Origin of the sequence: Tardiphaga sp. 813_E8_N1_3 (assembly GCF_051811025.1) — a bacterium.
In the GTDB taxonomy this organism is placed as follows: domain Bacteria; phylum Pseudomonadota; class Alphaproteobacteria; order Rhizobiales; family Xanthobacteraceae; genus Tardiphaga.
The window spans coordinates 926,566-938,980 of sequence record NZ_JBPWQE010000001.1 but is presented as its reverse complement, the minus strand read 5'-3'; the positions used below and the strand labels follow the sequence as shown (position 1 = coordinate 938,980).

The window sequence follows — 12,415 nt, the reverse complement described above, 5'->3', positions numbered from 1 at the left end:
ATCGATCACGTCAGTGTCATGCAGCACGTGGTCGCGGCTCTTCTTTCGACATCGAAAAGGCGAGCGCCGCATCCGCATGCAGCATGGTTGAATCGAACACCGGGAGATCGATGTGCTCGGGGCCGACCAGCAGACAGATCTCGGTACATCCGAGGATCACGCCATCGGCGCCCCGCGCCTTTCCGCGCGCGATCGCATCGAGATAGAGACGGCGCGACTCTTCGCGAACGACGCCCTGGCACAGTTCATCGAAGATGATGTCGTGAATGAACGCGCGGTCATCTTCAGGCGGAATGACGGGATCGAGCCCGAAACCATCGCGCAACCGCGACACGTAGAACTCCTGTTCCATCGTGTAACGCGTTGCCAGAAGTAGCGGCCGCTGCAGCCCTGCAGCCTTCACGGCAGCACCGGTAACGTCGGCAATGTGAAGAAGCGGGATCGACACTGCCTGCTGCACTTCGTCGGCAAGCTTGTGCATTGTATTCGTGCAGATCAGAATGCAACCAGCACCGCCTCCTTCCAGATCGCGTGCGATGTCAGCGAGAACCTGACAGGCCTCGTCCCAACGCCCTTGTTTCTGCAAGTTGACAATCGCGTCGAAGTTGATCGAACGCATCAGAATATCCGCGGAGTGGAGCCCACCGAGTTCGGCGCGGACTTGCTCATTCAGCCGGCGATAGTAAACAGCAGTACTTTCCCAGCTCATTCCACCAATCAAACCAATCGTCCGCATTACTATTGCTCGCTCTGTCCAGTCGATGTGCTTGACGGAACGATAGCATCAGCACCGCGCAATCCGATTGCGGATCGCGGTCATCATACTCAGTTTGCCTGAGAAGAAACTTCATAGTTCGAGCGATCGGCGGAATAGGATTTCAAATTTTTCGATCCGTCGCATCAACGTTTCTTCGTCGGGCCCTGACAGACCAAAATGATGCAACGACGTGCAGCGCCGGGAATTGCCCGTGTGTGTCGCGTGAAATCTCACTGTGTGAGAAGAATGCCGGAGTTCGGTCTGCACCAGGAATAGAACTCGGTGCAACTTAACACGCATACGGATCGGACACGTTCCGCGAACACTCCGCATGAGCCGTTCATCGGACACAAACGAGGTCGCCTCCTGGAGGGAAAGGCGACCTCGTGGAGCGCGCGAATGCCCTCGCGCCGGTCCATGTGCTCTGGGGAAGAGCGCCATATTTGACCACGGCGCCCGCGCTGGGGTGTGACGACGACATGACACGGCATGTGACAGTTGATCGCATCGACAGAGTGTCGTGTGCGGTCGCTCGACCCGATGCCTTCACCATCAACGCGATATTTTATTGTCCCAATGCATCGTTCGAGCTCTGGACATCCCGGCTAGGCATGACGGGCGTATTGCTCGATACTCGCGCAGATTATCAGGCGACCCGAGAACCCTCTGTTCAGATCTTCGACGTCGGCTGCACGGCGCGCCAGAACGGCACGCTGATTGACGTAGCCCTTGTCAGTAATTTCGCCGCCATCGACAGATAGCGGCTCTGCCAGCAACAGCGCACAAGTTGCATAGGTGGAAGACCCTCCGCCTGCCGCCTTCAGTCTTGCGAGCCCTTCCCCTATAGACGAACGCACATTTTCGCAGCCAAGCACGACATCGATGCTCGCTGATTCCGGCAGGCCGGACACCGCGCGGCAGGCAGCCAGGTTGGGAACGAGAAGGAAGCGCACATCCTCGCCACCATGGCCGGCCACGACAATGTCCTGGACCAGCGGCGTCAACGCGGAGATTCCTGCCACGCGCAGCGTTCCGACATTGACCCAGGTGCCTGATGTCAGCTTGAAATCCTCGGCGATGCGCCCGTCGAACAGCAAGCCCTGCTCGGGATGAGCCGGATCTGCAAATGCAACGGCGTCGCCGATCAGATAGAAGCCGTCCGCATCAAAAGCTTTCGCGGTGAGGTCCGGCGCCTTCCAGTAGCCCGGCGTCACATTGGGGCCGCGCACCCGCACCTCGAACTTGCCGGCCGATGGCACGAGCTTTAGCTCTGTGCCGGGAATCGGCACGCCTATATTGCCTGATCGTGGCGCCTGAAAATGACAGTCGGTCGCGAGTGGCGATGTTTCCGTCGAACCCCAGGCGGAGACCATCGGCAACGGGCGTCCTATTGTCTCGATGGAGAGTGTCTCCAGCGCCGACCAAGTGCTCTGCGGCAGAGCCGCACCGGCATAAAAGACGAACTTCACCTCACTGAAGAATCGCTCTCGCAACCCATCGTCCTTCCGCAGGGCTGCAATAAGCATGTCGAAGCCACGCGGCACGTTGAAATAGACCGTCGGCATGACGCTGCGCAGATTGGCGATCGACGTCGCGAATAATCCGGGCGCGGGCTTGCCGCTGTCGATGTACAGCGTTCCGCCGTTGCGCAGCACCATATTGAAATTGTGATTTCCGCCGAAGGTATGACTCCAGGGCAGCCAATCGAGAAGAACGAGTTCACTCTGCTGAGTTTCGAGAAACGGCCAGGTCTGTGCCTTGGCCTGCTGGCTCGAGGTCAGCATGCGCTGGGTATTGATGACCGCCTTCGGCGCGCCGGTCGATCCCGACGTGAACAGCAATTTGGCGATCGTATCTGCATGGACCGCTGCGAAGGCATGATAGATGGCTGCGCTCACCGGCGTTGTGACCACATCAGCATATGACCACACCTCTCCGGCGGTCGCGCCACCGCCGATGATAGCAGCAGTGTGAAACGGGGCGATCGCAGCGAGGGCCGGACCGAACTGATGCAAGTTCGAGACGAAGATGGCACCGGGATCTAGAAGTTGAATCGCACCACGCAGCTTTTCGAAATCCTTCGACATCAGCGCATATGCCGGAGAAATCGCGGCGACGGGCACACCGACATGCATCGCTGCCAGGGCGAGAACCGCATGCTCGATGCCGTTGTCCGATAGCACTGCGAGGGGCCGCTGCGCACTCATCTCCTGTGCAAGAATCCAGCTCCCCGCGCCACGCACGCGCCGAAGCGTCTCGGCATAGCTCAGCGTCACCCAAGGCAAATCCGGACTGGACCGCTCCGCCAGAAAGGTCCGCTCCGGTGCCTGTTGTGCCCAATGCTCGAGCCAGTCCCCGACACAACGCGCGTAGGGGCACAGTGCTGTATCGGATCGAAGAAGGATCGTACCGTCGGATCGCTGTTCTGCATCAACCGACGGCGTCAAAAAAAATGGACTGCCTGAGCCAGCCGCATTGTCGCGGTCCAGAACCATCGCTTCTCTCCCCCATAATGTACCCGTCTTTGTTCTTATCCGGGCTGTTCAATCGAAACGGTCGTTGCCGGCACGGATCGGACACAACGTCGATCAGTACGTCTCGACATGATAGCGCCCACTGCCGCGCATCACTGTTTTCAGATCCGACCAATCCATCGACGCGGCGCGGCAGATATCCGCAAACGCCTCTTCAACGCCGCTCTCCATGCCTTTCAACCCGCAGATATAGACGTGGGTCTGCGCGTCGCGCAGCAGCGACGTGATCGCAGCAGCTTCGCTGCGGATACGATCCTGCACATAGATCCGTGGCTCGCCCGGCACGCGCGAATAGCAGAAGTGCTTGCCCAGCAACTCCTCCGGGACCTTTTGCAGCGGACCGAAATAAGGAAGCTCCTCGGGACGGCGCGCACCGAAGAACAGGAGCAGCCGCCCGGGCGCACCAGGCATCGCGCGCCGGCGGCGCTCCGTGAAGCCGCGGAATGGCGCAGAGCCCGTGCCAGTGCAGACCATGAGAACATTCGCCGAAGGATCGTTCGGCAGCAGGAAGGTGGCACCGAACGGCCCAGTGACTTCGACCTTTGCGCCACGCGGCAGATCGCACAGGTAGTTCGAGCAGAGCCCGCCGACCTCACGTTTCACGGTCAGCGCCAGATTGTTGGTGTTCGGCTTCTCGCCATCGCGCGAACTCGCGATCGAATAGAGCCGCACCTGATGCGGCTTGCCGTCCGCGCCCAGGCCCGGCACGACAATGCCGATGCTCTGGCCTTCGAGGATGGGAAACGGCTGCTCGCCAAAATCCAGGATGATGTGGCGCACGTCGGAGTCGGCCGTCGCGTGGGTGAGCCGGAAATTGCCGGTCACCGTGGCCAGTGCGGGCTTGCCGCGGTTATAAAGATTGACCGACGCCTTGCTCGATGACAGCGGCGCGACGGCCTTGCCGCCCAGCCCTTTGCGTGCTTCTTCGAGCAACGCGCCGATCTCATCCTCGAGCGCCTCGATGGCGCCCGCGCCGGGGCTATTGTTCGCGATCTCCTCCTGCGCCGGCAGGTCACTCCAGGAGAACTGCTCGTCGAGCGAATACGGCGCCGCGACGACGCGCCAGTTGTCGATCGCGCCGGTCGGACACGGCGAGATGCAATCCATGCAGTAATTGCAGATCTCCGCGTTGACGACGTAGTTGTTGTCGTCATGTGTCACCGCATCGACCGGGCAGCTCTCCTCGCAGGTGTTACACCTGATGCAGATTTCTGGATCGATCAGGTGCTGTTTGAAAGGGGCATTCATGACAAATCCCACGCGCGCCATCGAGATCGGCATGCGGCGAAGCGACCTTGACGAAAGCCCGCTCGCCGCACGCAGACGGTGCTAGGCCGCAATCTTCACGTATTCGAAATCGCCCGGCTTGTTGTCGATGCCGACCTTCGGCGCCGATATCCAGCTGGCGAACTTGCCGGGCTCGCTGACCGGTGTCATCAACGACGCGATGAAATCACCGTCGTCAACGGACGGCAGATAGTCATTCCTGGCTTTCGCCCAGGCGGCATCGCTCATGATGATGCCCTTCGGCGAAGCGTTCACATCGCGGAATTCACCGATCTGGCGATGGAATGCGGTGTGAGGCAAATCGAAGCGGAAATTGACGCCGGCCTTCTCGATGATCTTGTTCCAGCGCTCGACACCCTTGGCGCAATCCACCGTGTAATCGTCGCGCAGGCGCATATTGAGCGCGGTGAGCGCCGGTTCATCGACCAGCTTGATCTCACCGTCGACAAATTTCAGCACCTGATAGATGTCATTGGTGAGCTGGTGATCATCCTCGATCTTGGTCTCCTGGAAACGCCCCTTCAGACCGGAATTGTAGAAATTCGCGGCATTTGTGGATACTTCGGAGCCGAACAGATCGAGGGACAGCGAATAATGCAGGTTGATCTTCTTCTGCATGGTCGGCAGGTCGATCACGCCGAGCGCACGGATTTTCTCGATGGCGTTGGGATCCTCGATCCCCGCCGCCTTCATCGCTTCGCAGGTTCGCTGCAGCACGCGGCCGACGCCGGTCTCGCCAACGAACATATGATGCGCCTCCTCGGTCAGCATGAAGCGGCAGGTCCGCGACAGCGGGTCGAATCCGGATTGCGCGAGACTCTCCAACTGCATCTTGCCGTCGCGGTCGGTGAAGAAGGTGAACATGAAGAAAGACAGCCAGTCCGGTGTGGCCTCATTGAACGCACCGAGCATGCGCGGCGCATCGGCATCGCCCGAGCGGCGACGGAGAAGATCATCGGCCTCCTCGCGGCCGTCGCGGCCGAAATATTTCTGCAGCAGATAGACCATCGCCCAGAGATGGCGCCCCTCCTCCACATTGACCTGAAACAGGTTGCGCAAATCATAGAGCGACGGCGCGGTCTGACCGAGATGGCGCTGCTGTTCGACCGAGGCCGGTTCGGTGTCGCCCTGGATCACCACGAGGCGGCGGAGCATCGCGCGATATTCGCCGGGGACTTCCTGCCAGGCGGGTTCGCCCATGTGTCGTCCGAAATTCACCTTGCGCTCGGTGTCCTGCGGCGCCAGCAACACGCCCCAGCGATATTCAGGCATCTTCACATAGTCGAACTTGGCCCAGCCTTTGGGATCGACTGATATCGCGGTGCGCAAATAGACGAGGGATTCCTGAAAACCTTCAGGCCCCATGTCGTTCCACCAATCGAGATAGCCGGGATGCCATCCCTCCAGCGCCTTGAGCACCTGGCGATCCTCGGCCAGATTCACGTTGTTCGGAATCTTGGTGCTGTAGTCGACATTCATGATGTTCATGACTGGGATCTCCCGCTGTATTTGTGATCGTTCGAATTGGGCAAGCCACCGACTTGCATTTATCCAAAGAGTGACACATGGCCGCGCTGTTCCAGTTGCGGGGGCTTACACGCGCGTCATGTCGAACTGCGCCTTCTGGCCAGTGCCGTAACGTCCAAGCGCGCCGTTCTCGCCGACCGCATTCGGTCGCTGGAAGATCCAGTTCTGCCAGGCCGTCAGCCGCGAGAAGATTTTCGATTCCATAGTCTCCGGCCCGACAAATCGCAGATTGGCTTCCATGCCCGTGAGGCTATCGGGTGAGAAGCTGCAGCGTTCTTCGAAGAACACACGCACCTCGTCATCCCAGTCGATATCATCGAGCGCGAAGGTGACGAGCCCGAGCTGCTCGGCGGTTTCCGCATCCAGCGGCTCACCAATCCTCGCTTTCGCGCGGGTTACATCCTCCGGATCGGCCTGGAAGCGCGACTGTAGCCGCGTCAGTCCGTGGCTCATCGGGTAAGGCCCGAAATTCATCGCGCTCAGTACGATCGCCGGCGGCGCACGGTTGTCGCCCTGCTTTTGGCCGACCAGCATGTAGGAGCGGTCGGCCGCGAAGACGAGTTCGGCCAGCGTGCCGACAAAGCACGAGCCCGGCTCGACCAGCGTCACCAGCGTGCGCGACGTCACATCGATACGCTTCAGCACCCGCTTCCAGTATTGCCGGACCTCGTTGACCAGCCAATGCGCCTTGTGCGTTTCGAGGAAGACATCATAGGCCAGCACATTGGCGCCGTCGCCATGCGACTTGAACACCAGCATGGCGGTCTCAAGTTCATTGATCCGCAGATGCAGGATGGCGTCGTCTAGTTCGCGCGCCACCTGCAGCGGCCAGAAGGCAGCGCCCTGCGCCATCATCCCGTCGATATCCGACGGCGTCGCCGCGTCAGGCGCTTTAATCGAGATGGTCGCAATTCGCTCTGCGCGATTGATATCGACATTGACCAGACCGTAACGAATACCGCTGTCATCGAAGCGGCGGTTCAGCGGCGGCAGCTTGAGGCCCTCGCCCGTGCCGTTGCGCTTTGACGTCGCCAGAAACTCCTTGGCGCGCTCGGCGACTTTCGCTTCCAGCTTGCTGTTGGCAACGATGTCATCGATCAGCCGCCACGCCACCGCACGTTTGCCCTTAATACCTTCTTCGATAGTGCAGAAATAATCGGCGTGATCGCGGCGCACCTTACGCTTGTCGACCACGCGGGTCAGGCCGCCGGTGCCCGGCAGCACCGCGAGCAACGGCACTTCCGGCAGCGCCACCGCCGCAGAGCCATCATCCGCCATAATGATGTGATCGGTGGCCAGCGCCAGTTCATAGCCACCACCCGCAGCCGTACCATTGATCACTGAAATAAAGCGCTGGCCGGAATTTTCGCTCGAGTCTTCAAAGCCGTTGCGAGTCTCGTTGGTGAATTTGCAGAAATTGACCTTGTGGGCGTGAGTAGCGCCGGCCAGCATGCGGATATTGGCACCAGCGCAGAACACCCGGTTCTTGCCGGAGCGTAGCAGCACGACCTTGACCTCCGGATATTCGAAGCGAAGCCGCTGCACGGCATCCGCCAGTTCGATATCGACGCCAAGATCGTAGGAATTCAGTTTGAGCTGATAGCCCTCGAACAGACCGCCATTCTCATCAACATCCATAGTGAGCGTTGCAACGTCGTTATCGACACTGAGCTTCCAGTGGCGGTAGCGCGACGGATCGGTTTGGAAGTCGATAAATTTGGCGCCGTTCGAGAGAACGCGTTGCTCTGCGGCCATGCTCCACCCTTTGACAGTCTCGATTTATGTGCGCTGTGCGCCTTGGTTATATGCACAATAATTCATGATATCGGGACCGTCTAGAGGATTCGGACGGAAACATGCATTTTCTTTCATGTCCGGATGATAATGATCAGACCCCGCTCAGCCTCGTCGATTGCCAGCTGATGTGCGATCGCAGACGCCAGCACCGCGACCGGAAAGTGCTCGGAAAAGCTTCCGGCAATACTTGCCCGCGGGCGTATGGCGAGTTCATCGAGTTCGGACAGCGCTTCCTGCAGCAATCGATGTGCCGCCCGCGGCCGCTGCAGACTGAGTTTCAGATTGGCATTGGCAACCTGAATGCAGGCGCGAAGCAGAATCCGGTCGCGCCCTCTTTGTGGCGCGACCTTCCAGACAGCCTCGAGAATTTCGTGAGCCTCCCAGAAGAAGCCGGCATCGTTGAGCGCGAGCCCATAGCGCAACGCCGGATCACTGGCCGGGACGAAGCCTGCATAGCGCATCGGGACCAGTGCCTTGGCCAGCGCGAGCGTGTCGTGATCAGCCTTCGTCTGCTTGCCGAGCCGATAGGGCCAGCGCGGCATCGCGAGAGAAGGAGTGACAGTCACGATCATGCCCGCTTACGCAGCGCGTAATTCGCCCTCGCCGTGAAAATGCAGCAGGCGATTGGCGAAATCGGCCACGGCCTGCAAGGTTGCCTCTGGGGCTTCGCGATAAGGCGAATGCGCAGCGCCGGGAATGATCTCGACATCCACCGGGCAATAGCATTCGACCTCGGCGATCTCGATCTGCTTCCTGGTGCCGTACTGATCGTCGGCTCCCTGCACGATCTGCACGGGCACGCGCACATAAGCGAGATAGTCGGAAATATCCCAGTCGCGGAACTGCGGATCGAGCCATGCGCCGTTCCAGCCATAAAACGCGTTGTCGACGTCATCATGCCAGCGCGCGAGCTTGGCTTTCAGGTCGTCCTCTTCGTACGCCCTCTTGATTTCGGCGATCGACGTGACGGAAACATCCTCAACGACGAAATGCGGCGCGATCATCGAGACGCCGCGGATACGGTGATCCTGGATGCCGCCGGCATAGATCGTCGCGATGGATCCGCCATCGGAATGACCGACCAGCAAGCCGCGGCGAAAGCCGATGGCATCGAGCAGCTGCGGCAGCACGTCGAGTGCTTCGACATGCATGTAGTCCAGCGGACGCGGCAGCACGACCTGGCTCGACGCGCCATAGCCGGCGCGCGAATAGACGAAGACGCCCGCCCCGGTCGCCGCCTCAAGCTTGTCCGGGAAGTCGCCCCACAGCGCGACCGAGCCCAGCCCTTCATGTAGCAGCACGATGGTCGGCGCCACATCCGGTTGCGGACCAATCATGCGGTATTCGAGTTCGGACGCACCGATGGTCAGCCGTCCCGCAGATTTCAATGCACTCATCTTGTCATCCATCTCTCGGTTTCAGACCGCCGCTCCATCGCGCAATTTGTAGCGCTGGATTTTTCCGGTGGCTGTTTTGGGAAGGGAATCGACAATCTCGATCCAGCGTGGATACTTCCACGGACCGATCCGTTGCTTGACGTGATCCTTCAAGGATTCGCGCAGGCCCTCAAGCACGGCATTCGGTTTCAGCACCACGAAGGCCTTCGGCTTCAACAGCCCCTCGGCGTCGGCCTCCGGCACGACCGCCGCTTCGGATACGGCGGGATGTGCGATAAGCGCGCTCTCCACCTCGAACGGAGACACCCAGATGCCGGACACCTTGAACATGTCATCGGCACGTCCGCAGAACGTATAGCGCCCGTCGGCATCGCGGACATATTTGTCACCGGTGCGCGTCCAATGACCCTCGAAGGTGCGACGACTCTTGCTGCGTTGATTCCAGTATCCCTCACCGGCGGACGGCGCATCGACGAGCAACTCGCCGATTTCTCCGTCAGCAATATCGAGGCCCGCATCATCGACGAGCCGCACACGATAGCCTGGTACCGGCCGGCCGGATGTGCCGTATTTGATATCGCCGGGAGCATTCGACAGAAAGATATGCAGCAGTTCGGTTGAGCCGACGCCATCGAGAATATCGACGCCGAAGCGGTTCTTCCATCCGTTCCCCACCGGCTCCGGCAGCGCCTCGCCAGCCGAGGTGCAAATGCGCAGGCGCGGGAGGCGAACTTCCGTTTTAAACGCCTCATCGTTCAGCATCGCCGCGAACAATGTCGGCACCCCGAAAAAGATGCTCGGCTGATAACGGCGCATCAGGCCGAACATGGTGGCCGGCGTCGGGCGCTCCGAATTGAGCACCGTCGTGGCGCCGACCGACATGGGGAATGTCATGGCGTTGCCGAGGCCGTAGGCGAAGTACAGTTTGGCCGCAGACAGTCCGACATCGTCCTCGCGGATGCCGAGAACCTGCTTGCCATAGGTGGTCGCCGTTGCTTCCAGACTGGCGTGCAGATGGCGAACCCCCTTCGGCATGCCCGTGGATCCGGACGAGTACAACCAGAAGGCAGGCTCGTCCGCATGGGTCGCGACCGTGGTGAAGCTTGTGCTCTCATCCCTGACTTCATCGGCCAGACACTTGCGGCCATTGTCAGCGCCACCGACCACAATCACATGCTCAAGATCCGGCAAACGACCCAGCATGTCGTCGACTGCCGGCAAAAGCGCTGCGGAAATGAACAACACGCGTGCCCGGCAATCGGCCAGCACATAGGCGTATTGCTCCGAGGTCAGCAGAGTGTTGAGCGGCACCGGGACGATGCCGGCCCGGATCGCGCCGAGGAACACCACCGGAAAGTCGACCGTGTCGAGCATGATCATCGCGACGCGTTCTTCGCGTCGGACGCCGAGCCGCTTCAGCAAATTGGCCAGTTGGCAACTTTTTGTCTGCAGGTCGCCATAGGTCAGTTCGGTCACTGTATCGGTAAAGGCGAGCTTGCTGCCGCGGCCCTCATCGATGTTGCGGTCGAGAAGCCAGGTCACCGCATTGTAAGAACTGGACGGCCCACTCATGATGCGTTTGCACCTTGGGCGATTCCACAACCGTTGCTCACGGTGCTCTCCCTATCGTCTCTTTTGAATTATAATTCATATAAAGTCACCAACTCCGGTTGCTGTCAATCGCATCCGGAATTATCTTTCCTGAAATCCTCTGCGAGCACGCACGCCACATGACCGACCAGGCCGATCCCGAAACCGCCTTTCTTGAACAGCTCGGTCAGCGTGTCCGCACCATGCGCGGCCTGCGCGGCATGTCGCGAAAGGTGCTGGCAAAAGTGTCCGGGATTTCGGAGCGCTACATCGCGCAACTGGAAAGCGGCAAGGGCAACGTGTCTATCGTGCTGCTGCGCCGGGTGTCCGGCGCCATGGGTGCCCATCTCGAAGATCTGATACCGGCGGACGAACCGACAACGGAGTGGCCGGTCATTCGAGACCTCGTTCGCAACGCGACACCGAACCAGATCGCCCAAGCTAAGGATGTTCTCGCCGGACGCGGGCACAGTTCGTTCCAGAATTATATGTCATTCAGCGGCATCGCCCTGATCGGGCTGCGCGGCGCCGGAAAATCGACGCTTGGGAAATTGCTGGCGGACAAGATCGGCTGGAGCTTCGTCGAGCTCAATAAGGAGATCGAGCAGCACAACGGACTATCGGTCGCCGAGATCATCGCGCTCTATGGACAGGAGGGCTTTCGCCGCATGGAACAGGCTGCGCTGAACGGCCTGTTGGGGCGCAAGGAGCCCATCGTCCTTGCGACCGGCGGCGGCATTGTCTCGGAACCCGTGACTTTCGATCGCGTATTGTCATCGTTCTACACGATCTGGCTCAAGGCCAAGCCGGAAGAACATATGGCGCGCGTTCGCCACCAGGGTGACTTGCGCCCGATGGCGGACGACCGCTCCGCCATGCAGGAATTGCGCACAATCCTGCTGAGCCGTGAGCCGCTCTACGCCCGCGCCTCCGCTATTGTCGATACGGCCGGCCTCAGCAAGGACAAGGCTGCAGCGCAACTGGTCGGCGCGGTGTCGCGTGTGTTGAACACAAATGCCCAGGCCTTCGGACTGAGAAGCGCTGCGTCGTGACACTGGGCGAGCTTCTGCAGGCACGCGGTTTCGATCCCATCGGCGCGATGGCGATCCGCAACACCCTGCACTCCGAAGATGTCTCAAGCGATTTCCGCGATCTCGCCGATGTCATCAGCGCCAACGCGTTGCCAATGTATGACCGGATGCAGGACGGCCCACGCATTGCGCATCAAGCAGCCGTGCTCTCCTTTGCCGCAACAGACGGCGGGCAGGCACGCCTGACAAGCCTGCGAACCTTCCTGCTGCGCAAGCCGGGAAGCGTTCCCGGCGATATCGTCTATGACTACGATGCCGCGCACCTGCTACACAGCTTCATCGCGCGCGCCACGACGCCCTGTTTTTACGACGCCATTGACCGGGAAGAGCTCAACGATCTGTTCGGCCGCCTCGTGGTGCAATGGCCGGAACCGCTTTCCGACAATATTATTGCGGCCAATGACGATGCGTTGACCGTCGTCGTCGCCTGATTGG

General features: G+C 60.2%; 10 protein-coding genes. 2 read left to right on the top strand and 8 right to left on the bottom strand.

What is annotated here, in order from left to right:
- Nucleotides 1-16 precede the first annotated feature (16 nt).
- The 8 genes from AB8A33_RS04410 to AB8A33_RS04375 all read right to left on the bottom strand — a co-directional run bounded on the left by AB8A33_RS04410 (nucleotide 17) and on the right by AB8A33_RS04375 (nucleotide 10,871).
- On the bottom strand, nucleotides 17-736 hold the full coding sequence (locus tag AB8A33_RS04410; RefSeq protein ID WP_439091598.1) for an aspartate/glutamate racemase family protein: 720 nt from the start codon (nucleotides 734-736) through the stop codon (nucleotides 17-19).
- 626 nt (nucleotides 737-1,362) lie between these two features.
- A complete protein-coding gene (locus tag AB8A33_RS04405; protein ID WP_439091596.1) occupies nucleotides 1,363-3,252 on the bottom strand; it encodes a feruloyl-CoA synthase in 1,890 nt (629 codons plus the stop codon).
- 93 nt (nucleotides 3,253-3,345) lie between these two features.
- The gene (gene boxA / locus AB8A33_RS04400; RefSeq protein WP_439091595.1) at nucleotides 3,346-4,539 is read right to left on the bottom strand and encodes a benzoyl-CoA 2,3-epoxidase subunit BoxA; all 1,194 of its coding nucleotides are present in this window, start codon (nucleotides 4,537-4,539) and stop codon (nucleotides 3,346-3,348) included.
- 81 nt (nucleotides 4,540-4,620) lie between these two features.
- Entirely contained in the window at nucleotides 4,621-6,066 is a 1,446-nt protein-coding gene (gene boxB / locus AB8A33_RS04395) for a benzoyl-CoA 2,3-epoxidase subunit BoxB (protein WP_439091594.1), read from the bottom strand.
- A gap of 105 nt (nucleotides 6,067-6,171) precedes the next feature.
- Complete coding sequence (gene boxC, locus AB8A33_RS04390; RefSeq protein ID WP_439091593.1) at nucleotides 6,172-7,860, bottom strand: 2,3-epoxybenzoyl-CoA dihydrolase; 1,689 nt, start codon at nucleotides 7,858-7,860, stop codon at nucleotides 6,172-6,174.
- A 113-nt stretch (nucleotides 7,861-7,973) separates the two neighbouring features.
- Nucleotides 7,974-8,468: a DUF309 domain-containing protein gene (locus AB8A33_RS04385; protein WP_439091591.1), complete on the bottom strand. Its 495-nt coding sequence runs from the start codon at nucleotides 8,466-8,468 to the stop codon at nucleotides 7,974-7,976.
- 12 nt (nucleotides 8,469-8,480) lie between these two features.
- Nucleotides 8,481-9,299: an alpha/beta fold hydrolase gene (locus AB8A33_RS04380; RefSeq protein WP_439091589.1), complete on the bottom strand. Its 819-nt coding sequence runs from the start codon at nucleotides 9,297-9,299 to the stop codon at nucleotides 8,481-8,483.
- A 21-nt stretch (nucleotides 9,300-9,320) separates the two neighbouring features.
- The gene (locus AB8A33_RS04375; protein ID WP_439091588.1) at nucleotides 9,321-10,871 is read right to left on the bottom strand and encodes a benzoate-CoA ligase family protein; all 1,551 of its coding nucleotides are present in this window, start codon (nucleotides 10,869-10,871) and stop codon (nucleotides 9,321-9,323) included.
- 158 nt (nucleotides 10,872-11,029) lie between these two features.
- Here AB8A33_RS04375 and AB8A33_RS04370 point away from each other — a divergent pair, with 158 nt between their 5' ends.
- On the top strand, nucleotides 11,030-11,941 hold the full coding sequence (locus AB8A33_RS04370) for a helix-turn-helix transcriptional regulator (protein ID WP_439091587.1): 912 nt from the start codon (nucleotides 11,030-11,032) through the stop codon (nucleotides 11,939-11,941).
- A gap of 47 nt (nucleotides 11,942-11,988) precedes the next feature.
- Nucleotides 11,989-12,411, top strand: a complete 423-nt coding sequence (locus AB8A33_RS04365; protein ID WP_439091585.1) for a hypothetical protein — start codon at nucleotides 11,989-11,991, stop codon at nucleotides 12,409-12,411.
- Nucleotides 12,412-12,415: the final 4 nt, after the last annotated feature.

What these genes read in the sequence shown, in the direction of transcription:
- boxA (WP_439091595.1), bottom strand. Translation starts at nt 4,539, where the DNA reads ATGAATGCCCCTTTCAAACAGCACCTGATCGATCCAGAAATCTGCATC.
- AB8A33_RS04405 (WP_439091596.1), bottom strand. Translation starts at nt 3,252, where the DNA reads ATGGTTCTGGACCGCGACAATGCGGCTGGCTCAGGCAGTCCATTTTTT.
- AB8A33_RS04375 (WP_439091588.1), bottom strand. Translation starts at nt 10,871, where the DNA reads ATGAGTGGGCCGTCCAGTTCTTACAATGCGGTGACCTGGCTTCTCGAC.
- AB8A33_RS04370 (WP_439091587.1), top strand. Translation starts at nt 11,030, where the DNA reads ATGACCGACCAGGCCGATCCCGAAACCGCCTTTCTTGAACAGCTCGGT.
- AB8A33_RS04380 (WP_439091589.1), bottom strand. Translation starts at nt 9,299, where the DNA reads ATGAGTGCATTGAAATCTGCGGGACGGCTGACCATCGGTGCGTCCGAA.
- AB8A33_RS04365 (WP_439091585.1), top strand. Translation starts at nt 11,989, where the DNA reads ATGGCGATCCGCAACACCCTGCACTCCGAAGATGTCTCAAGCGATTTC.
- boxC (WP_439091593.1), bottom strand. Translation starts at nt 7,860, where the DNA reads ATGGCCGCAGAGCAACGCGTTCTCTCGAACGGCGCCAAATTTATCGAC.
- AB8A33_RS04410 (WP_439091598.1), bottom strand. Translation starts at nt 736, where the DNA reads ATGCGGACGATTGGTTTGATTGGTGGAATGAGCTGGGAAAGTACTGCT.
- boxB (WP_439091594.1), bottom strand. Translation starts at nt 6,066, where the DNA reads ATGAACATCATGAATGTCGACTACAGCACCAAGATTCCGAACAACGTG.